This is a genomic window from Spiribacter salilacus, assembly GCF_009649225.1.
Taxonomy (GTDB): domain Bacteria; phylum Pseudomonadota; class Gammaproteobacteria; order Nitrococcales; family Nitrococcaceae; genus Spiribacter; species Spiribacter salilacus.
Genome location: NZ_WJPP01000002.1, coordinates 275165 through 300564 on the forward strand (window position 1 = coordinate 275165; position 25400 = coordinate 300564).

At 55.4% G+C, this 25400-nt stretch carries 2 protein-coding genes; both read right to left on the reverse strand.

Annotated features, from left to right (window positions below):
- Window position 1: 1 nt before the first annotated feature.
- Window positions 2-23563, reverse strand: a complete 23562-nt coding sequence (locus tag GH984_RS04400) for a filamentous hemagglutinin N-terminal domain-containing protein (protein WP_153718987.1) — start codon at window positions 23561-23563, stop codon at window positions 2-4.
- A gap of 4 nt (window positions 23564-23567) precedes the next feature.
- Entirely contained in the window at window positions 23568-25376 is a 1809-nt protein-coding gene (locus GH984_RS04405) for a ShlB/FhaC/HecB family hemolysin secretion/activation protein (protein ID WP_153718988.1), read from the reverse strand.
- Between the last annotated feature and the right edge of the window lie 24 nt (window positions 25377-25400).

Genomic DNA, 25400 nt, shown 5'->3' on the forward strand with positions numbered 1-25400 from the left:
GCTAGCGCAGCGCCAGGCGGTCATCGCCTTCCTGATCATCATCATCCTCATTCGCTTCAGGCGGTAAGTCAATTTCAGGCGGCCGGCTAGTTGGCAGATCAACGGGTTCTACGCTAATGCCATCATCGATAATCAAGATCCGTGTGTAAGGGTATGGCCCAACGGTGGTGGCAATTTGGGCTACCGCTTGCTCAACCGATTCCTCAGAAATTCCCTCAAAGTCTGCGGCGGTGCCTGCGCCAGAGGTTACCGGTGTTGATAATTTCACTAACTCAAGGTTGCCCGTTGCAAGCGGGGCCGTTTGGCTTTGACCGTTGTTGAGCGATACAGACATCGGTACCGTGAACTGAAATCCTGGTTCAAGCGGTTCAACCAAAGTGTTTTCTGTACCCCCCCTGGATGACGGCAGCGCCAGATCACTCGGGCGTGTGCTGTCTTCTACCGTTAACGTGCCATTTATAAACGTGACTGCATAGTTAGCGCTAACGGTGCCGAATGGCTCGATCACATGCGTTCCGGCAAATGCCTCTAGGCCGCGCGGTACTGCAAAGTCGATATCCAGCGAATCGCCCGCCAACAAGCCTTGCTGCACAAAGCTAAACTCAGGGTCGGTAGGACCAAAGCGTTTAGTTTGATCCAGCGCTCGTATTGTTAGATCGCGCGGAGTGATGTTGGCAAAGCCGCCCGTTTGACCCACGATGGTGTAATTATTGGCACCACCGCCGCCGATTACGATGTTAGAGACTTCAATGAACTTGGCCTGACCCACATTGGGATCTTCAAATTCGGCATCAAAGTCTTGGAAGTTGATCGTACTGCCGTCAATAATCAGCGTGTTACCGCCATTGGAGGTCACACGACTCACCTGACCTTCGCCGTCTACGATGTCTGCGCGCCAGGTGTCAACCGTAGCCGCGGTCGTGGCGTCATACTGTTTGTTAGCACCAACCACAGACAACGCTAGGTCTCGCGGTGTGATGCGTGCTGAGAACTGCGGGTTGCCCTCAACCCCGCCAAAGGTGTAGTTGCCGGCGTCGTCGCCCTGCAGCGTCAGCGCATCCACAGTCACGTCCACATTGAGAATGTTGCCGTTGGCATCGCGCTTCACATCCGCCTGAGCGAACTGGCCGGTAGCGGCATCAATGGATACATCATCACCCTCAATTAACCTCTCCAGCTTCGGCTTGTCAGAGGCCGAGAACTGCGCTGCTGTGGTGCCGTCGTAAACTTTGTTTAGCGGTGTGATGCCGGAGACGATTAACTCTTTTGGCGTAATGGTGCCCACGTTGCCGCTGGCGTCATTACTGGTGAATTGATAGCCAAACACGTCGAGATCGCCATTGGAGACAGAATCAATATCCAAGCCAGATACGCTCACCAACTTGTCCTCGCCGGCATTTTTATCATCAAAGTTGGCGGTGATACCGCTGATATCCAGCGTAATGTCATCACCGTCAATCGCGCCAGCGATACTGAAGTTTTCCTCTGCTGGGTCAGCATCCTTATTTTGGTCGTATTCCTTCTCAACCAACTTGTCTTTGTCTAAACGAATCGTCAGCTCAGGGGCGATGGTATAGATCAGGCCGTTTTGGTCTGTTTCGCCATGTAACGCGTCCAAACCGTCGTCAACAGAGGTGTTGTATTGCTTGAAGTTGGCGTTGCCTTCAAGGTCACCTCGGGTGTCCTCGCCAGGATCGGTTGAGTAGATTAACCAACGCGAGTCTGCATGCAGGCTGAGCGCATCTGCACCCGCGTTGTTGATAAAGTTGGCATCTGTGGCCAGCAAAATATCGCTGCCTGCGTCGGTGGTTTCTATATCACCATTTAGGGTCAGATTACCGCCCGTGACTTGAATATCGATTTCGCCTTGCGAGGTGATACCACCCGCGGCTATTACCAGCGCATCAGCGTTGCGCAGCGTTAGGCCACCGGCCCCGATATCTGCAGCAGTTACCGAAGTAATTGTATTAGCAGATTCATCCATCGTGACCGTGCTGGCTGACTGAACATTGAGCGTATCAGCAGCCACCGCGCCTTGCGCGTCGATCACGCCAGCGGTGCCCGCGGTGAGGGTGATGTCGCGCAAGGTATCTGAGGAGGAAGACTCAACAACATCCGTAAAGGTGATGTTGCCGCCAGCAGTCGTGCCACCGGCGTTGGTCGTATCCACAACTAAGTCATCATTAAGCGTAAGCGTTCCATCAAACTCGATGGCGCCGCCAGCGCTGGTATAGGTGCTGTTGGTTGTGGTTGCGCCCGTGTAGGTTTGATTGCCACCAGTTGCCACATCATTAAGGCTGATGGTACTGGCCGTAACACTCAAAAAATGCGCGCCCGGGTCAGTTACGGCGTCCCTAAAGCTGACGGAGCCATTGGCGTTGGTGACCGTGACATTGTCATCAAGCGTTGTCGTGCCATCCACCGTAAATGCCGGGGCATCGGTGGTGTCGGTAATCTCATAAGTGCCCGCCAATGTGGTGTTGGCGTTAAAGGTCTGGGAGCCAGCACTCTCTACATCTTGCAATGACAGGGTGCTGGCCGTAATGGTCAGCGCATTGGTGGCGGTTATTTTGTTATTAACCGTCAACTCACCGAAGGCGTTGTTTGCGCCGATCGCACCCGCGGTTATCGCAACAGGCCCGGTCAGCGTTAGGTTATGTGCATCGCTATTGCCAGCGTTTTGACTGGAATCAACCGCCTGCTCAAAGGTGATCTGATTGGTATTGATGGCAAGGTTTTCAGCGATCACCACATCACCATCGAATGTCAGACTATGGGCGCCAGTAACACCACCAATTAACTCAATTTCTGAACCTGTCAGCGTGAGCCCGGCACCGAGGGTGATTGAATTGCCATAACGCTGCGTGCCGGTGGTGGTAATGCCGGTGGTGTTGATAACGATGGGCGATCTTGCATCAATCGCCAAATCAGTCAGTGCGCTAGTGCCACCCACAACCCCAGCAATTGTCGTTTCATCTTCGTCACTAATGCTGAGATCAAAGGCCCCATTCACCGTACCGTTTAAGCTAATTGTATTGCCGCTGAGGGAGGTATTTGCGCCCAAGCTAACCGCACGATTAAAGGTTTGGCTTCCGGCAGTCATAATGGTGCCGCCATTAATTTCAATCACGCCGCCTTTACCATTGACGGTTAGTGAACTCAGCGCCCCATTATCATCCCCTAGCGCGCCATTAATAATGGTGGTACCTGCGTCGGTGAGTGTGAGGTCATGAATGCCATTAGCAGACGCCAAGGTCAGGTCTTGACCCCGTAAAACAACATCGTCGTCTAACTGAATAGAGCCGGTGTACGTTTGTGCCCCGGCAGTTACAATATTGGCGCCCAAAAGGCTACTGCCAGACACCGATAGGCTTGCTAGCTCATCATTCGCACCGATAGCGCTGGAAAGCGTAAAGTTGCCCTGAATATCTAAGGTGCGGTTTTGGCCGGCATCGGAGTTGGCACCCGCGGTGAACACTACTTGCTCTTCTGTGCTGGAAAGTGTGGTGTTTGCACCAAGCACAACAGCATGCTCAAAGTTTTGAGTACCTGTTGTGAACACCGCCCCGCCATTAAGCTGCAGGGTGCCACCCGCCCGCGTCATTAACTGACCAAGACGATCACTGCTTGTACCAATGGCGCCATCAAATGTAACGACACCGCCGCTTTCTACATTCAGGTCATACCCCTGCCCCGCCGCGGTTTGAACGGTACTGTCAAAGGTAATATTCGCATCGGCGGTACTATTAAGTGAGGCGTCATCAGACAGCGTGACCGCAGCACCATAGCTTTGCGCACCCGTAGTAATGATGGTGCCTTGCAGCTGAATCGTTCCACCATCACCGCCTGTGACTGTGAGCGCACCTAGCCCCGTAAAGTCGCTACCATCGATGGCGGTCAAGCCATCAAAGTCTAGCGTCAATCCGTTGTTATTGCCGGTTACGGCACCATTTAATTCACCACTATCCCCTTTTAAGGTGATTAAGCTGCCCGTGAGCGGATCAAGGGTAATTGCGCCGTTATAGGTCTGCTTGCCCGCTGTGGTGATATCCGCCCGAATGGTGGCCGCGCCGCCAATGATCAGGTTAGTGATATTGGTCACATCACCGGCCAGTGTGGTGGCCGCATTGATGCCTAAACTGTAGTCATCACCACCCGTGTTTTCGCCATCCACACCGCCAGCACTAAAGTTTGCACCCGTAAAGGTGGTATCGTCCGCCAGCGTAACCGCGTCATTCAATGTGATATTGCCAGCGGCATTGATTGAGCCACCCGCCACAACAACGCTGCCCGCCGCATTGGTGGTCAAGCTAGTAAGTGCATTGCCCGTGCCTTCGCCCACCGGTTTGTTGAAGCGCGTTTCACCCGCGGTGTTAATGGTCAGGGTGTGCGCGCCTGTGAGCGCCTCTGCAAAGGTGATATTGCCAGAATTGTTTGATTCAAGCAGCGTGTTGGCACCTAGCGCTACCGCTGCGTTGTAGGTTTGCGCATTCTGCGTGTTGACACTGCCACCAGAGAGAGTCAGCGAGCCATCGCCATTCACCGTCAGGCTACTCAGCGCATTAACGCCACCCACAGCACCGCCCAGCGATATAACGCCATCGCTAGTTAATGTTAGCGCCTGGTTATTGGCCGTATCGGCATCGATGGTGCCATTAATATTGATGCTTGCGGCGGTAATGGTTGTGTCAGCGGATAGCGTGATCGCACTCAAATCCATTGCCGTGCTTGCACTAGAAATCGTACCGCCTAACGTTGTGCCCGATGCCGCCAACGTATCTAAACCGTCTGCAAAAGTCGTGGTATCGCCGGTTTGGTCGCCCAAGGTAATCGAACCGGTATTCAGGAATGTGGTGTCACCGGCAATACTGTTGCTGGCGCCAGTGAAGCTAATGGAGTAATCCTCCCCCGCCGTAACAAGGCCGGTTGTAATGCTGGCATCACCCATAAAGGTGGCGCTGTTGGCATTGGCAATAGTAAGGGTGCCCGAGGCATTGAGGCTGCCGGTGACTGAAATATCACCGGTTTCACCGGCATCGAGAACCGAATCAGTAACGCTGACATCACCATCAAGCTCAACATTGCCGCCATTGGTGGTAACGTCATTTATCTCGATGGTTGTGCCCGTTGCCGTTAAGCTACCAATGGCCCCGTTGTAACCGACATCGCCTAGGATTTCCACATTGCCCGTGCCGGCTTGAAGCACAAGATCGTGTGAGCCTTCTTGAACGCTGCCAATGATCAGGTTACCCGCATTCGTCGCACCGGTAGATAACGTGCTGTTGCCACGCAGGAACAGCGGCAAATCGGCATCACCGATCACAAGATCGGCGCCCTCGGTTTGCACCGTGCCTACGATGTTGATGAAGGTAGCAGCGTTAGCTGCCGATGCGTTCAGCCCACCCTTGAAGGTGAAGACATTGCTATCAGATCCACCAAAACTAAAGTTGCTAACGTTCAGCGTGACTGCATCAACAATGGTGCCGCCACCATTGAAGGACAGGTTGTAGCCGGCATCGCCACTGAACGTGGTCAGCGATTTGGCGGTGACAGCACCGCTGAAAGTCACATCACCGGTTGAGCCTCCCGTGCCATCTTGCAGGGTCAGGCCAAAGTTTGTGCCGCCGTTAATCGAGCCCACATTGATTAGGCCACTGCCGGATTTCAGGGTGCCATCGGCAGTCAAGGTAACGTCACCAAGGTCCATTAGGGCATCGTTAGTCTCGACGGTGCCAGCAATCTCGGTGCTCGAGCCGCTCGTGGTATTAAGCCCGCCGGTGAACGTCGTGCTGTCACCCGAGTCATCACCCAGCGTGATTGTGCCGGTGTTATTAAACGTCGTGTCACCGCTGATATCGTTACTAGCACCCGTAAAGCTGACCCCATAACCCGCACTAGCCGTGCTCAGATCAGTGATCGTGGTATCTCCCTCGAAGGCGACCGTGCCGCGAGTGTCCACGATGTCCACGGTTGTGGCATCGAGGCTGTCCTCAAACGTCACACCGAGACTATCGGTTACGGTGATCGTGCCGATATCGGTGCCGACGGTACCGGCCACGGTCACCGCGCCCCTTGTGTTAAATGTAATATCCGAACCACCGCTGCCGAAGGTGCCCGCAAGCGCATCCATCTGGATTGTTGTAGCACTGTCATCGCCAATCGTAAGCGTGACGTCATCGGCCAGGACAGTGTCGCCTAAATCGATCGTGCCGGTGCCTGCTGTCAAGATGCTGTTAGCGATAACCCTGATCGCATTGGCATTGGCATCACCAAGAGACAGGTTGTTATTCGTCGTGGCGACTGTGCCGCCGCCCAGTACTATCTGGCCCGCGGCAGTGGCCGTCAGGCCACCCTTGAAAGTCAGAGCATCCGTCGATTCAAAACCAAGCGTGAGCGTTCCGGTGTTCGAGAAGGTTGCCGCGTTCGTCACGTCAAACGTCGAGGATTCGATGACGACGTTATAGTCTGCGGCTGCCGTGGACAAGCTGCCCAGATCCACATCGCCGCCATCATTAAACCACACCGTGCCGTTTGTATTCGTGAGTGTCAGCGAGGTGGCATTGAGATCACCAGCAAAGGTCACAACGCCCGCCAGACTCTGCGTGATCGTGACCGCGCCAGGCGTCGTCCCGCCAAGATCGGTCAACGTGGCAGCGTCGCTAGCATCACGAACCGTAAGGCCACCTGAGAGATCCGCCATCTTGCCCAGCGTGATGGTTGCCCCTGCGATCGAACCCACATCGAGCACCAGCCTGTTACCCGCTGCAGTAACCGTGCCCACCGATAGGCTGCCAGAGGCCCCATTGCCGGTGTCTAGCATCGCATCTGCAGTCAGCGTGATATCGTCCAGCACCAATGCCTGGCCGCTGGTCTGCAGGACACCCCCAATACTGACCTGTGATGGGTTACTGGCATTGTCAGTGGTCTCAAGCCCACCCTCGAAGGTAAAGTTATCAACGCTATCATCGCCAATATCGACGGTGCCCGTGTTGAGCAACTCAGTCGCATTTGTGACGGTGCCGCCGCCGAGCAGTGCCAGATTGTAGCCTTCACCGAACGTTGTCAGCGTTGGCGTGGTCAGCGCGCCATTAAAGATAATGGATTGTCCATCGGAGGTATCTGTGAGGACGACGGAGGTATCCGCGGTAACAGCCTGGAAGCTGGCGCCGTTAGAGTTGGTCACCGTTAAGGTGGCCAGCGCAGTGCTGCCGCCGATGGCATCGGTAACGCTGATAGCGCCTAAACTACCGGCATCTAGGTTGAGACTTTGGTTGTCAGCAGTGTTGCCATCTACCGTGCCATCGAGCGTGATACCACCGGTTGCAGACACTGTTGTGGTTCCCGCGGCCCTTAAGTCGGTTGCTGCGGTAATGGACACATCACCGCTATTGGCGGTGTAACTAGCCGCATTAAGATCAACATTCGTTGCGGAGGTGATGGTAATCGAATCAGCTGACACAGACTCCATATCCACCTGACCCGCCGAGATAATCTCGAAGGCACCCAAATCGCCCGAGGTGCCCAGACGACCGGCATCACCCTGCAGGTTCACATTGCCGGTGCCTGCTGTCAGCGTCAGATCATTGGTCTCGCCAGCCCCAGAGTTCACGGTTCCAGTAAACGTGATGTCACCCGAACCTGAGCCTGTTTCGACGCTCAGACCGTTGACGGCGTCAGCGATTGTCACATCGCCATCAAAGGTGATGTCGCTGTCGGTGCTGGTGTAGGTGCTGTTAGTCGTAATTCCGGTGTTTGCGTTATAGGTCTGGGTGCCAGAGGTAGTGACATCTTGCAGCGTGATGTTGCCACCCGTAAGACTCACCGAGTCCAGATCACTGCTGCTGTTGCCGACATTGCCAAGCAACACGATATTGCCAGCGCTACCGCTGTTATCAAGGTTTGCGTTAATAACCAAATCGGCACTGCCATCAACACCGTCATTGAGCGTGATATCGCCAGATTCCGACTCGAGCGTCAGGTCACCATCGGCGTTATTGAAACCGTTAACGGTGATTACACCGGTGTCAGTCCGAACAGTGACATCCTCTAACTCCAAGTCCTTCGAACCAGAAGTTGAGCTGCCAGTCAGGGTAATAGCACCGGTAGCTGAAATCAGATGAGAGCCGGAGGAAAGATTGTCGAGTTTCAGGCCAGTATCCGTACCGCCTTGCCCCTCAATAGTGATCGAAGTGGCCGCATAATCAACGCTATCAAATGACCCAGATCCAATCACCGAACGCCCGCCGTTGAACTCGATCCCGTGATCATCGTCTGTTGCCGCGCGAATGACGATATTGCCATTGGCAAGAATGCTCATGTCCTCGGCATCAAGGCCGTCATCCCCCAGACCGCGCGCGTAAAGATCCTGTGTCCCATTGTCGAGGCCCTGCACAGTAATATCGGTATGCGAGGCTATCGTTGAGTTGTAGAGCCTTACGCCGTCAAGACCAGTAGACTCCGCCGATATCGTGACCGCCCCATTGGTGGTCACAAGGCTGCTGTTATCGTCCAGCCAGAATGCATGACCATCAGAGGTGACCGTCGCAGTAAATGCTCCGGCGGTGATGTCGGTGTTCTCGATTTGAGCACCATTGCCGCCAGCCATTGGCATATCGCTCTCGAACAGAATCAGGCCAGAAGCGGTGAGATTGCTACCCGCCATGCGGATACCGTCATCATTGTTTGAGATGTTCTGCGAGACACCATTGAGCGTGATCGAATTTGTGTCACTAGAGCCGAGGGTAGTGTTGAGCAGGTCGATGCCATCGCCGCCATCGTCTGCGCCTGTACCGGTAATGAGGACGTCACCACCGCGCGCATTGAGGATGGTGCCGTCGGTAGTAATCGCGCTGCCATCCGCACCGGTGCCCAGCACCTGACCAGTAATCGTTAGGCCGCCTGTCGCCGCTACAATCTCAATGTCTGTCGTATCGTCCATATCAACACCTTCACCGGTGCCGTGGGCATCGCCTACCAGGGTGATGGCGCCGTAGGGGTCAGACGGTGCGCTGGTCGAGACGAACGTGTTGATCAGCACATCGTTTTCGATCACGATGCCATCGCGATCGCCGTAGATACTAGTATCGCTGGTTGGTCCAGTACCCGTTGCCGAAATATCTCCGCCCGCTGTTGTCTGCAGAGTCAGGCTGCTCAGGCGCAAACCCGGCACCTGGGTGGTGTCGTCTTCCTCCAGAGCATCCCAGACCCCGCCCGTGCCGGTGATGTCGATGTCACCCGATTCGGTTTGAATAAGGATGCTGTTGCGGTCACCCGACGATTCATCGCCGATAACCACACCCTCGTTATTGGAGCTCGAGTCAGACCCACCCGTGCCCATGAGTGTAATTGTGCCAGAGCTGGTGGTGGCGATGGTGGTGGTCCCAGAGGTCGCTTCCTCAATGGTAATGCCGGCGCCACTACCGGAGAGGCCCTTGCCGGTGAGGACGATGTTGCCGCCGTTGCCCAGAAGCTCAGCGTCAGCGCCGATGGTGATGTTGTCTTCGGCGATCAACGAGAGCAGGCTGCCATCGGAATTCAAGGAGATACCCGCGTTCACCACGATATCGTCATCCGCCGTTCCGGTGATGCCCGAGGCAAACTCGGAATCACTGCCGGTGAACACCAGCTCATCGCCGGAGTTCAGAGTGAGCATGCCGGTGTTGGCCGTGCCGCTGCCCGTCACTCCGCCCACGGTGATGTCGTCATTACCGAGCGTCTCGAAGGTGGTACTCCCGGCGGTGATGTTGCCCAGACCGCTGTTATTGAGCGCGAGGCCGCTTCCAGTACCGCCGAGATCGATGGCTAGACCCTCTCGCGCGTTAACAGTCAGATTGCCCGAGCCAAGATTCACGGCCCCGTCGAAATCAAGGTCTACATCCGTCTCAAAAACTACATCGCTACCCGTGGCGATAAAGTCAGCGCCGCTGGCCACACTGACGGTTTCACCGGCAGTGGCCGGGCCAGCAAAGCCTAAGGAAATGTTGCCACCATTCGTGGTGTTAGCCGCAAATTGATCAATCGCGTTATCGCCAAGCAGCGTAAAGCCACCGGTAGAGGAGGACAGCATGAGCTCTGCCACCCGCAGGGTAGTACCTGATTTTTGCGTTGTATCAGCCGTGTTTGTCGATAGCTCTAGGCGCTGAGCATCCACCGAACCCAGTTCAGTAGTGCTCTCATAGCCCAACGTCACATCAAAGCCCCGCGCCTGCACACTCACCGTGCCATCAAACTGGTTAGTCGCCGTAGACAGCGCAATCACGCCGGCATCCGAACTGGCGTCACTTGCCGTGTTTTTGGCGCTGGCACTGGCTCTAAGCGTCAGCGAGCCAGAAAGGTCTAGTGCGGTTGATTGCTTAATGCCCGTTTCGGCACTATCCGTGCCTTCATCAAAACTACCATCGGTTGTAATCTGAACGGTGCCACCGATTTGATTAGCTTCAGAAAGCGTGACGGCCGCTCCATCCGTTGGCGCGGTAATGGAGTTGCCACCGGCTTCAGAGATCACGGCAACGCCGTCGTCCAAATCAGCCGCAGAGATGGTGACTGATGTACCGCCTGAGACTGTACCCACCAAATCACTACCCGACATGCTTAACTCGATGACGCCATCGAGACGAATCTCATTAGCGGCATCACTATCCGCAGCACCGGCAAAGAAGTTCTCGCTGGCCTCACCCTCGGTAAAATTGTCATTACTGACCACGAAATCACCACCCACACGCAGAAAGGCATCTGGGTCAGGGTCAGGATCTTTATCCAACTGGGTGATCGTGCCGGCGCTATCAATTGTGAAATCGCCACCAATAAAGGTGTCGCCCAATACGGTGCCGGAGGTATTAGTGAGCGCTACGTCACCGGCATCAAAGCTTGTAGTATCGATGGTTAGCGCACCGCCCGGGAGACTAATGATGGCATCTGTGGCCTGGGTCAGCGCACCGCCGAGTGTTAGGGATACATCAGAATAATCACCATTATCAGCCTCACCCTCACCTAAAATGCCGGTAATTGCCTTATCGCCCGTGCCAACGATGCCAATTTCTACGCCGTCAGCATCAACATAGCTTAGATCCGCTCCGTCCCCGAGCTCAACGGCTAGCACGTCTAAGTTGTTAGCGGTGTTATTCAGCGTTAACGAGCTTGCAATTAAGCTTGAAATGCGTGCACCCAGCTCTGCCGCTTCGATTGAGCTGCCGCCGCTATCACCACCGCTGATGCCATCAATATCTTTAACCCAAATTCTGCCCAGCGCGTTGGTGCCGCCCACATTGCCTGTAAAGGTCAGGGTGGCCGTGCCGTCGGTGTCGATAGTCAGGTTCTCGGCAGTGGCTCCGCCGTCGGCATCTAGGGTGTTACTGAAGGTGATGTCGCCCGCGCCCGAGCGAATCTCGGTTGTGCCATCCCCGGTGAGGGTTACCGGCGCATTAAATACGACATTCCCGTCGCCGCTGCTGGAATCGATGGTAATCGCGCCCAGCGAGATTGCATTCGTCGTTAGATCCACAGCATTGCCGCTGCTATTGCTGCCGGTGGCAGTAACGTTGCCGCTGAGGGTTGTGGTGCCAGAGCCGGCCGCCTGCTCAAGAGAGGCTACGTCAAGCGTATTGTCTGCGGTGACATGAGTAGCCGAATTAATCAGTAATGCCGAGATCGCACCGTTGGCGCCAACGGTGTCGTCAAAATCAATGTTGCCGGTGCCGGCGGTCAGGGTAAGGTCATTGTTCTCGGATGCCTCTGAATCCACCGTGCCGGTGAATTTGATGTTTCCGCCGCCAGAGCCCGTATTTACAACCAATCCATTGGTTTCATCAGCAATAATCACATCACCATCAAAGGTAATGTTGCTGCCGTCGCTGGTATAGGTAATGTTCGTGGTGATCGCGCCCGTGTAGGACTGCGCGCCAGTCGTGGTCACATCCTGCAGGTTGATCGTGGCACCGGAAACCGTTAGTGCGGCGAGGTCAGTGCTTCCACCAACATCGGCACTCGATTGGAAATCAGCATCCCCCGTGCCCGCCGTAATCGTCAGCGCATGCGTGCCATTAATCGTGTTAGCAAAGCTAATGTTGCCAGCCGCTGAGCCGCTATTAAGCGTGAGGTCGTTGGTCAGCGTAATTGCATCGGCAAACCCAATCGCAGCGTCACTGGTAGTGATATCGGCACCCAAGCTCACCGTGCCGCCACCGGTCTGATCAAACGCACCTGCTAGGTTGAAATTGGCGCCGTTGTTGATTGTTAGCTGACCTGCGTTAACAACAGTAACCGCCCCCAAAGTGCCACTCGCACCCACGGCTTGTTCGAAGCTCACAGCCCCGGTGCTAGTGCCATTAATGGTTAAATTATTGGTCTCTGCGCCTTCACTATCCACGGTATCCGTAAAGGTCACTGCACCCGTGCCGCGGGTGATCGTCACCGCGGCATCTAAACGCGTAGCGCCGTTCATGCGCACCGCACCGTTACCGGCAGTGGCATCAATCGTCAGACCATCCAGATGTATGTCGGTGGCGGTTAAATTAACACCAGCCGCAGCCGTAGTCGTCACGTTGTCAGTAAGCGTGGTCAGCGTACCCGCGTTTTGGACTAAGCTGGCGGCATTGATGGTGTCAGAAGCTAAGGTTTCAGCGGCGCTGTTAATCAGGATGGCCCCAACTGCTGCGGTATCACCCACCGCCTGGCTAAATGTCAGATTGCCCGTGTCAGCTGTCAATGTCAGGTTCTGAGTGCCATCAAGCGTACTGCTAAAGGTAATATCTCCAGCACCCGTATCGGTATCGATCGCCACTGCACCAGTTAGTGTTGTGGCTGAAGTGAAGGTGACATTATCGGCAGTTGTGGTGATGTTACCGGCGGTGCTGATGCCTCCGGCCGCAGTCATCGATACCGCACCATCAGCGAATATATCGCCCGCGGCGGCAATCGTGGCGGAGCCCGACTGATCAAACGTAACCGTGCCGCCGTTAGTTGTGTTGATGTCGCTGTCTACCACCAAATCAGTGCCCGTGATATTCACGCCGGCTGCAGTGTTGGTGTCAATCGCCCCACCCAGCGTGGTTGTACCAGAACCTGCTTGCTGCAGGAGACTGGCGGCAGTTATGGCGTCTGTTGTGACATCAGCAGCGCTGACAAGATCAATAGCACCGAGTCTTGTTGAACCACCAGCAGCGCCAGTCAACGTAATGCTGCCAGTGCCAGCGGTTAAAGTGAGGCTGTGAGAGCCATCAATGCTCTTGGCAAAGTCAATATCCCCCTGGGTTGCGCCTGAGGAAACGGCAATATCAGCGCCAAGCAAAACATCCTGATCAAAACTAATATGTCCGCCTTCACTCGTCACGTCGGCGAGTAAGGTGAGGGTATTTGGATCGGTTTCGACCGTGATATTGCCGCCATTGGTTTCCAAACCAATCGTGTCTACCCCAATGGTCATCGCTTGGTTATTTTTGACTAAAAGATCAGCGTTACTACCCAGTAGTTGAGCAGCAAAAACATCCATCTCATTCGTCGTACCGTCAATCGTCACCGCACCAGTATCTGAGGACACAAAAACTTCGTTCGCATCGATCGTGGCGCCCGTGGTGCTTTGGGTAATGGAACTATTCGCATCTAGCGTTACGCGGGCATCAGCCCCCACCGCGCCGTCGCCGTCTTCCGCGCCACCACGGACGTTAATTGGCCCGGTAATCGACAATGCCCCAGCTGCATCGAGTGTAACCGCACCCGCATCACCACCATTGCCATCGGTAGCCGTGGCGTCTTTGCCACTGGCGTTGAGCTCAGCGACGATTAAATCACCATCATCGTCACTGTCGGTTGTCGTGATTGAAATAGCACCCGCATTACCACCGTCGTCTGGCGATCGCGTATCAATAATTCTGCCATCCGCATCAAAGCTAGATGCAGTCAGCGTGAAAGCAGAACCACCGGTCTCAATGCCTTCGGGGTTAACCGGCCCCAAAGCAAGCGCCACTGAACTGACAATCTCAAGCGTGCCGGTGGCATCAGATGCCAGTACTGAGATTACGTTTGAACTATCGGTAAGGGTGAAGCTGCCACTACCGGAAAGGCCTAGTCCATTTACATTAATGGCTGGCCCGGCTGTTTGAGTGACCGCGCCATCGGCAGTTAAGACTGCATCGCCCGCCGTTTGCAGTGCACCAATGGCATAACCGCTGCTATCCACCCAAGTGATCGTGCCACTCGCATTGGCATCATCATTTGCGTTACGCGCTCTGATATCAATAAAGCTAACGTCGTTACCCGCATTATCCAGCGTGACCGCTGCGCCGCCGTCACTCAACGTCTTAACCACCAGATTATCGGCACGAACTAAGCCTTCAGCACCATCAGTATCTGACGAGATGGTCCCTTGAGCCGTCAGAGTAAAGTCACCGGTGGTACTGATTTCTTGAACCGCAACAGCGGTAGAATCTGCTATTGATATGGAGCCGCCACCAATATCGGAGTCATCACTATTGCGGGATCGTAACCTCAGGGTATTAAACGCGTTGCCGGCCAAATCATCGTTCAAGCTGATCGCGCCGTCATTCGTTGCCTTGATATCCAGCAGATCAGCGCTAATGCGACCTGAATTAGCAAGCTGAGTGACATCCCCCCCTGCAGAGACTTCTAGATCCGCCTGCGTACTTACTTTAGACAGATCGACTGTTGTGGCAGCAGTGAGGCTAATATTTCCATCAGTCGCACTAAATTCTGTGTCGCCAACCATATTGATCGAGCCATGTGTGGCTTCGATAACGATAGGACCGCCACCGTCAGTCGCTAAATCGCCACTGCTCGTATGCTCAACCGATCTACCTTTAACAGTAATCGACCCACCATTTCCACTGGTTATTTCATGGCCTATCGTTAATTTATCAGAAACCGTTCCGGACTCCTGCGTAAGCTCGATATCTCCGGTTGTTGTCGTGATAGACCCAACGGTTGCAAAGTTGCCGTCCAAGGCACGAAGATCAACGCTACCCGAGCCCGTGTCGATGCTTTCCTGAGCCAGGCTCAGGGTCGTGCCCGCAATCGCCGTGACACCGGTGTTGGTTCCAAGCCCGGTGGTACCGCTCCTGGTAAGCGATCCCAGGTTCAGAGCATCGCGATCCCGAATCCCGGCACTGGCACCAGTAGCTGCCAGGGTGACCTGGCCGGTAAAGTTATTGTTATCGCTGAGCAGGTCTATGGAGCCGCTACCCGCCTGCAACAGTGTAGAGGCGCCTTCAACCGCGCTGGGGCCGCCGACCGTGGATTGACGGATACCTTCCGCAAAAAGATCCAGCGTAGAGCCCGTTGCAAGCAGATCATAGGTATCGAGATTCAGTTCACCCGAGGTTTCAATGGTTGTCGTGCCTGAGGTTTCCACATCGCCGACAAAAGTAATACCCGCGTTGTCTGAGCTGTAAACATCGAAACCACCACTACTGGTATAAGGCCCAAGCTGGCTGAATGCATTACCCGTGTCTGTCAATACCACACTACCGCTATTACCGCGCAGCGTGCCCGTTTGCAGAGAACCGCTCTGCGTGATGCCTCCGGCAACCTCGAGACCGTTGCTGTCGCTGCCTAACGAGACTGTGCCCTGAGTCCCCGTAACAATACTCGCAAAGTCGACACTCGAGGCCCGCTGAATCACCACCGAAGTATTACTATCGCTGGTGGTTTCTAGAGTGCCAGCCAGTGATACTGCTCCAGTACTCCTACTCAGCGCGTCCAGCTGAACCGTTCCCGACCCGGCATTTATCGCAGAGTTTTGTTGTGAGGAAACACCCACCCCTGAGAGATCAATGTTGCCGCTACCTTCGGCCGTGAGATCAAACTCACTTAACTGAAGGGAGTTAACCGCCGTCTGGATTGTGACGTTACCCTCACTCTGGGCAAGCACGTCGCCGGCTAATTGAAGACCACCCGCGCTGTCGATCAGCGTGAAATCTCCCATTGTGCGCACAGGGTTGAGTGTGCTCACCTGGTTGCTGGCGTTATCCAGAATAACTGCCGCGTTAGTGAACACCTCTAGAGTATTCGCCGTCAGCGCTCCAGTCTGACTTACATTACCGGTAATGCGCTGATCGTCGACATCGAAGCCCAGGCTAACGCGACCACTGCCCGCACTGACAATGCCTAATGTCACCTGATCGGCATTGCGCAGGCGAACTGCATTATCCGTGGTGTTCGTAGTGGTCAGGCTGCCCTCCAGGGCAATATCACCCCCACCCGCATCCAGCAGGATGCCCCCCACAGAGCCGTTGGATTCGTTGGCGTTGCCACCGCCAGGGTTGACCACGGAAGCTGCGCCTTGATCAAGGCCTACCGCGTGCAGGGTAATCAGGCCGCTGTTGGAGGTAACATCAAAACTGGCCAGATCAAGCAAGCCGCCGGTGGTAATCTCGGTAAAGCCATTAGGCGTGGCCACATCACCAGTTAACGTCAAAGCGCCGGTACGCCCTGAGTTATTCAATACAAACTCATCCTGACTGGTGGTGAAAGGTCCAAGGCCTGCAACGTCATTGGTCTGGTTCAATAAAACCCGACCAGCACCACTGCCGGTTAGGGAACCCCCGGCCGTAATAGTCCCGCTACTCTGCAAAATGGCATTATCGTCAGCGGTGTTTCTGCCTCCGGCAACCAGGTCGACATCCCCAGCGTTGGCATCAATATTGCCATCAAGCACCAGATGCCCACTGGCACTCTGAGAGCTCAGGCTGACGCCATCACCGGTAATGCTGCCGGAGAGGTCCAGCGAGCCGCCGGCAACGTCGACGCTGACCGAAGCGTCATTCCCAACATTGCTGGCCACCACCGAGCCGGTGATATCAAAGCCTTGAGTGGTATCACTGAATAGATCGAAAGCCCCGCCAGCAGTGAAGCTATCCAAGGTGCCGGTTTCGCCGATGGCTGCACCGGTTCGGATCAGGTTGTTGTTGGTAAGATCAACCGAGCCAGTGGTGTTACCTTGCAAACTACCGACTGTCAGCACCGAACCAACGGCCTGACTGATGTCACCCTGAAGGTCGAGTGCACCTGTGCCGCCCAAAACCAGCCGGCCTGCGCCGGAAACTAAACCGGTCGTATTGATGTTACCCAGCGTCACGCTATCGCCAGCGTTGAGCAACTGGACAGCGGTCGTCGACGTGTTGGTCGTCCTCAAGGTAGCGCCGGACAGATCAATCAGACCATCACCAGCATTGACCTCAATACTGCCACCCTGCCCGTTAACGATGCCCCCGCTGCTCTGAACGCCTTTTCCGCTGAGAGTGACACCATTGCCGTCGATGTTCTGGCCATTCAGGTCGAGAAGTGCGGCACCGTCGCCATCGGTTTCCAGCGATACCGAGCGGTAAGGAACCGTCGCATACCGATTAATGCTTCCAGTCAGGCGCAGGCCGTCTAGCGAACGAATGCTTACATCACCACCGTAGCGAACGCCCGCCAGGTCATTGATCTCGTTATCATTGGTCAGAGTGATAGTGCTGCGGCTGTCAACCGAAACCTCATCGGCCTGAATGGTCGTGCCAACTGCCTGAGAAATCGCACCCGAATCAGAGTTACTGTCGCCGATCTGTACACCGCCACTCAGGGCCTCAATATTGCCAACTTGAATAGTGCTGTTCGTTCCAAGACTATGACGAATCCAAATTGCATCTGACTGTGCGTTAGTGGTCTCGAGAAGACCATCGAGTTGGATGTTGCCTGTCGCTGTTGAACCAATATCTCTGCCATTTATTTCGATGGTACGGGCACCTGCATCCACAGTGGATCCAGCAACTTGCTTGACCCCACGGCCCCGCAGCACAGTGCTGCCTCCAGTGGAGGTAATATTGTTATCGCCGAGGTCCAAAGCTGCACCACCAGCTTCCAGCTTCACGCTATTCGCGATGACATCCTCGGTTAGCGCCAGTCCGCCCTGACTAGAACGAACGTGAAGGTCACCATTCAGTTCAATCAGCCCAAGCTGATCAAAGTCATTGTTATTCGAAGTAATCGTTATATTGCCATCGGTGTTGGCACCAATGGAAAGGACATCTATTTCGGCACCAACGGTATTCTGAGTCACGTCACCATTAACGTCGAAATTCCCAGCCCCGAGATCAACCGAAGGCGTGCCGAACTGGAGCGTACCAGCCAATGCCGTCACTGATGTCACGTCAATAGTACTCGCATTGCGCAGTAACACCGCCGGAGCATCGTTGCCAGCCTGCGACTCATCGTAAGTGGTACTCAGATCACCAGTGAGGTCAATGGTACTACCCCCGCCGTCGACAATGATTTGACCACCCGTAGCGTCCACGTCGCTGCCAGTTTGAGTCACCCCAACTCCGGAGAGCAGGATGTCTCCGCTTGACGTGGTCAGGTCTGAGCGAACAGTGGTCAGGTCCAGCGCGGCACCACTGGAAATCAAAGAAATAGCCGCATCGCTTTCCGTAGTTTCGATTCCGTGATCGACAATATCGATGGTTCCAGCGGTTTCGACAAATACGCCGTGAGGATTACCGTTCACATCAGCCGAGCCGCTAAACGTGCTGGTGCCTGTGGAGTTGCTGCCGAGCTTCACGTCCCCCGTGCCGGCGTCGTTATAGATCAGAGAAGCCGCGTTGATCCTGCCGCCGATGGTGAGGTCGCCGATACTGCTAAGCCTGATGTCGCCCAACCCCGAAATTGCCGTGAATGCATTGCCGATACTGACGTGCCCCTGAGCCTCACTCCCGTCAGCTCCGATACCATTGATCGTCAGATCCGGTGCTCCGGCATCCGTGTCACCTGTCAGGTTATTCGAACTTCCGCTGTCGAAGCTGATCGCCCCCGTGCCCCGGGTCAGCGTCAGATGATCTTCCAGCCTCACACGACCATTGAAAGTGATAGCACCATTGCCCGCGCTATTGCCGTCATCCCGATTGGTGTTGAGGGTGATGCCAGCAGTGCCCAAAGAATCGTCCTTGTCACCCAGGGTCATGGTGCTAGCAGTGAGAACGATGCCACCCCTCGCGGTAATATCCCGGCGCGAGGTAATACTGGCTGCACTGGCAGACAGCTGGTTCAGTTCCCGACTACCCCCATTACCGCCACCTACCGTTTCATCGAGGAAAATATCGCCCTGACCGGCAGTCAGTGTCAGGCTCCGCGGCGTATTATCCAGGTCCGAATTAATCGTGCTGTCGAAGTTGATATTGCCGCCCGTGGAGCCGGTCGTCATCTCTCGGTCATCGCCCACCAGCTCAAGATCATTTTTGATCGTAATATTGCCGCCCTGAGCAGTGCCTGTTCCCGAAGTGCCCCCTTTCGTAGATACGTCGCCTTCGAGGCTGATCAATGCTGCAGAATCGATCACGATTCGGCCGGCTGGCCCGGCGTTATCTACGGTTCCGCTTGTTGATTCAGCCTCAAAACTAGTGACGACATCACCACCATCGGTCGTGATCGCTTGCAAATCCACTAGGCCATTTGTGGCATCCTCAGTGGTTACAGTGACACCGCCACCACCCCCGCCAACGCCTTCATTGCCTTTGCCGCCAAAGGTATTGATCGTGCCAACAGCCACCGAACTTGTGGTGCTTTGCAGACTGACAGAACCGCCTGCACCACCCGCACCGCCACCGGCATCACCGCCGGAGGTATTGATGTTGCCCACTGCCAGCTGTCCGTTCGCGGTGAGTGTTACGCCCCCCCCTGCCCCAGCTGAGCCACCGCTGTTTTTAGCACTTAAGGTGTCTACATTGGCAATCGAGATAGAACCACTATGTGATTCAATCACTACATTGCCGGAACCTAAACCTGTATTTTCGTCGGCAGTGGTCTTAATTGTTGGCGAGCCTGTGCTTGTGACTGACCCTTGTGAATCAACGTCAAAACGGCCACCGGCAAGCGTAAGATCCTGGGTGATCGAAACACCGTCGTCCCCTGCAATGAGTTCTAAATTGCCAGAGCTAGTGTTCGAGATACTGGCATCCAAGACAATGCCACCCGACTCACTCGATTCTAAGGTTAGGTTTCTCGGAGTATTGAGACTAAGATCATCCGCTAGGGTGATAGTGCCAGTCTGATCTCCGACACTTGCATCATTACCAGTGAATACGGTCACATCACTGCTTGCTAATGCCGTCACCAGCGTCGAAACTAAAATAACTGAACTGTCTACGCTTGCGGTGAATGTATTCGGATCGCCACCATCCCCGCTAAGCGAGTCAGGAGCGCTCTCCAGGATCGTAATGTCATGAGGATCCAACAACAGCGTCCCAGTCTCTCCCGCCACCGCAGTCAAGTCCGCTGTACCACGGAAATCCAAAAAGGCTTTGCCCGATACCTCAGCAAAACCACCATCACCGCCTTCGCTGCCGCCGGTGGCGGAGATGTGGCCGTAGTAGCGGGTTACCTCGTCGGCCCAAACAATCACTTCACCACCGGTGCCCTGTGTGGTGGCGTTGGCAGTAATGGTGGAATTGGCGCTGATGAAGGTGCGCTCGGCGTTGGCAATGCTGTTGTCTTTGCCTTGGTAGCCGCCACCGAGTTTGATATCGCCGCCGCCGGCGGTGCCATCGGCACTCACTTGGTTGTCGTCTAGCAGGCCAACATGGTCGGCACTCACGCGGATGTCTCCGCCCAAGCCTTGGCTGCCCTCAGAGCGCAGCTGTGAGCCAGTGAGCACAATTGAGCTTGGCGTGGGGCCAGGCGCGGGCAACGGTGCGGGGGCCGGTTGGTCTGGCGCGGTGCTAACCGCTTCTAAAATCAGCTGCCCGCCCTGCGCGCCGCTGGTGGTTAGGGTAGTGTTGGTGACGGTTTGGTCATAACCGATCAGGCGGATACTGCCGCCGCGCGTGGTACCACTACGGTTGCTGCTGGAGACATCCACCACGGCATCGTCTAGCGCAATGGCACCGCTGGCATTATTGCTGCCGCTGCTCAAGATGACTTGGCCGCCGTCATCGCTGGCAGATCGGCTCTCAATGCGGCCAGCAATATCAAGGCTAGCCAGCGCTTGCAGCGTAATATCGCCGCCGCGGCGCGTTACTTCAGGGGCGGCGGTCTCATCAACGATCTGCGCGGCAGGCTCGCTGGTGGCAGGCGCCTCTACCACCACATCAACACCGTCACTGCTTTGCAGCACGCTGCTGGCGGTTATTTGGGCGCTTTGGGTAAGAGTAATTTCATCGGCCTCTAAAACCACGCTGCCGCCATCACCGGTTTGGCTGCTAACGTCAATTTCACCGCTTTGGGTAATTTCATTAGCCTGCAGCTTGACCCGACCGCCACTGGCGCGAATCTCGCCCGACTGCTCAATTGAAGAATCTTCCGCGGCGGTTTTAACGACGACATCCATGCCCTCGTCGCTGATTTCCATCTCAATTTCACTGCCCGCCGCTAAATCAACTGTGCCGCCATCGGCATTAATCTCGCCACTTTGCTCGATGCGCTGACCCAGCAGGGCAACAAACGGCGCGGGGCGGCTGGCCTGGGTATCGGCCTCGGTATCGGTATCAGTGTCGGTACCGGCATCTTCATCGTACTCACCGGCATTGATGCTGCCCTTACTAATCAGCTCGGCCATGCTATCGCCCTGGGCATTCAGCGCATCGGCCATGAAGTCATCGGGCGAGATATCTAAGGTAGAGGCAACAAGGCTGCCTACATTCACTACGGAGTTGCTGCCAAACAGCACGCCGTTAGGGTTAACTAAAAAAATGCGCCCATTGGCAATGAGTGAGCCCATGATGCGCGATGGGTTACCGCCCACCACGCGGTTAAGCATGGCCGCCTCTGACGAGGGCTGGCGAAAGCGCACGGTGTTGTCTTCACCAATGCTAAAGCGCTGCCAGTTAATCGCGGCGCGCTCAGTGTTCTGAGTAATCGTGAGTGTTTTGTCGCCTTCTGAAATACTGGCTTCACCACCCACAACATTGCCACCGCTGGGCAAAATATCCTCTATTACGCTGGTGTCTTCGCCATTTTCAATCACGGTTAGCCCGTCTTCGGAGTCCACAGACTCGCTACCGCTCACCGTGCCCGTGCTGTACACGGTCACTTCACTGCCCTCGTCTAACGATTCTTGCAGGCTTTCGCTACTAATAAAGCCGTTTTCGCTTTCCTCAGACCCAGACTCAGGCTCAGACTCAGATTCAGACTCAGATTCAGATTCAGATTCAGACTCGCCCTCGGCAGTCTCCTCTTCTATCTCTTCCTCGTCTTCCTCGTCTTTTGAGCCTTCTTCGCTACCAATTTCAATATCTTCGGGGTCTAACAGCCACTGGCCGGCCACGCCTTCGGGGGCGCCGGTGCTCACGCGCCCAGTCACGTTTAGGGTTTTTGCTGAGCTGGTTTCAACAAAGCCGCCATCGCCGCCCTCTGGCCCACCGCGGGCGCTAATCCGCCCGGCAAAGTCGGTGCGCTCATCAGACCACACAATCACGCGGCCGCCATCGCCATCAACGGTGGCATCGGCCAGCACCTCGGCGCCAGACTCAATAATATTGCGCTTGGCATTGGGCACATCAGGGTTTAACCCCAAGTAATCGCCACCCAGCAGAATTTCGCCACCGCCTGTGGCGCCTGAGGCATCTACCCGCCCACCGGAGCGAATGGCCACCTCATCACCCGTCATTTCAATTTTGCCGCCCTGGCCGCTGGCAGAAGAAACATCTAAGGTGCCGCTATTTTCCACCGCGCCTGGCCCGGCCGACAGGCGGATGCTGCCGCCCTCACCCATCTCAAGCCCGCGCGCCTGCACCAAGCCGCTATTGTTAATGGCAAGGCCAGAAAGCTGGCCTGCTGCCTCGATGGTCATCAGCACCGAGCCGCCATCGGCCTCGATAATGCCGCCGTTTTTGATGTAACCATCAAGAACGGGCCCTTCTACCTCAATTTTAACGGGCCCACCCAAGTCAAGGCGCACGCGCTGGCCCGCGCCAAGTAGCACATCGCCACCGGGCACATTAAGCCGGCCAACATTTTCAATTTTTGCAGCCACCAGCACCACAAACCCGCCGTCGCGAGTCACGATGTTGCCTTGGTTGATAATGGCGTTGTTTGAGCTGCCTTCAAACTCAAAATTACCCGCCATAAAATCTTCGTTACTGATGTTCAGCGTAGAGGCCAGAATACCGGCCACATCAACCTGTGCATTGGCACCAAACATAATGCCGTTGGGGTTAATGAGAAAAATACGGCCGTTGGCAACCAGCGAGCCATGAATCTCTGAGGGGTTACCGCCCAGCACGCGGTTAAGCGCAATGGCCTCGGCCGAGGGCTGTTGGTATTCCACCCGATTGCCCTGGCCGATGTTGTAATCCTGCCAGTCGATGGCCATTTTTTGGCCATCTTGTTGGATGACCATGTTTTGGCCGTTTTGGTCGATGCTCCCGCTGCCGGCACTGATTTGCCCACCCGTAGGTAGCTCAGCTAAGCCCGCGCTTGAGGCACCCAACAACAACAGACCGGTACCTGTTACCGCGGCGGCGCGTCGATTACGATTTTTTGACTTACCCCGGGCACGAGTCTTTTCAGCCGCCACCTGCCAAACCCCGCGAGCCGAGTTCCACACGAGCCGATAAGCGCGATTTAGTGATCCATTGCCTTGCATATCTTTAAAACTCTCGCGTTAGAGAAAACCAAACCCATGGCCAGTCTTCACCCGGTTCTGCCACCGATTCTCCGCCGCTGGCATTCCACGCGGCAGATAAATCGAAGCTCAACCCAAAATTGCTGTAACGCAGCCCAACCCCATAACCGGAGAGGGTGCGCGACTCTTTTAAATCGTCAGTGGTAATTCGCTCGGCTCTGCCAATATCGAAAAATGCATAAGGCGTGGCAGAGTAGCGCGGCATGTTATGACTGACTTCCGCCTGCATCACGGCACCCCGGCGGCCACTAAACTCCCCCACCGGATAAGCGCGAACGGCGTTAAACCCGCCTAGCGAAAGGAAATTAGAGCTATCGATATTGGCATCGGTGTATTGAGTGGACAGGCGCACCAATGCTTGCCAGCGATCTGCTAGGCGCTGGGCACGGGCAATATCAAACGCCACCAGTCCATAGTTATCATCTGGCCCACTGATGCGCTGATCGTCAGAGACTTGGTTGTACTGCACGCGCAGAGCGCCGTACGTCAGCCCACCGGCACCCAAGCCATCGCGCCAATCAAAGTTCACGCTCACTGGCACGGTTAGGGTGTTGTAGGTTTCCTCTTCGTCTAGACGATTATTGGTGTGCTCAATCACATTACCGCCCAAATTGGCCGTCAGATTGCGGCTTTGTGAGCGCAGCAGCGGATAAGACAAGCTCAGGCCCGCCTGGTTGGTACCGCCATCGGCAATACCGGCAAACTCACCGGCACCCAGCTCGTAATTACTGACCAAAAGATTGGCGTTAAGCCGTAAACCAGAAGCCCCCACAGGCAAGCTGTAGTTGGTGGAGAGCAGCCAGGTTTCTTCGTCGGTGAGCAGACCCGTTAGGCTTAATTGATCGCCAAACACAAAGTTACGAGCCCGCGCCAAGTCAACTCGCGCGCGATTACGCCCCGAGCTTGTGCTGCCCTGATTATCAAGCCCAGCAGAGCTGACCCAGGTGTCAGACTCAATCATGCGCACCTCAAGATCACCCGTGCCGCGCCGTTCACCGGGACGAACCACCGGCACGGCGGTATAACCAGGAATATCGTTAAGAATTAAGGCAACCCGCTCAATCTCATCCGACTCAATCACTTCATCGGGCTGGAGCGGCTGGGTATAGCGCTGCGCTTGCGGATTAGGCGTTAAGGCCTGGTCAAACTCGGCATAGTCGTCTTCCAAAGACTCCATCTGCTGATCGAATAATGCATCAATTGAGCCCACCACCTCACCGAGCTCGTCATCATCAAAATGCTCACTTAGCGTTTCTAGAACATCGGCAACGGCACGGTTGCGCCGGGCCTGCAAGTCCATTGCCGGGGTAGCACTGGGCGCATTGACCGCAGCAACATCTCCATACCGGCCCTCAAGAATCTCGAAAGCCACCTCACCATTTTGAATATCCTGAGCGGGCAGGTAGGCGCGCGCAAAGGGATAGCCATTTTCTCGGTAGTAAGCGCTAATGGTGTTGGCTAAGTCTTGAAGATCTGAGAAATCGGTTTGCTCACCAATCCGATCTGCCACAAGCGCTTGCAGCGTTTCGTCATCAAATAACGTATTGCCAGTAAGGGTGATTTGCTCAAGCTCAAAGGTGCCACCCCCTGGCTCAACACCCAGCAATGGCCCACCATCGAGCAAAAACTCGGGCGCCTCACGCGGTGCCTGAATGGGCGGTGATATTTCTGGTCTGATGACCGACGGGTCAATTTCTTGTGCGTAGGCCGCACCTCCACCGACGTTCGCTAACGCAACGACGAGCGCTAACGACCCCCAAATTTTACCCGACATGCGGCAATTCCTCTCAGCTAATGC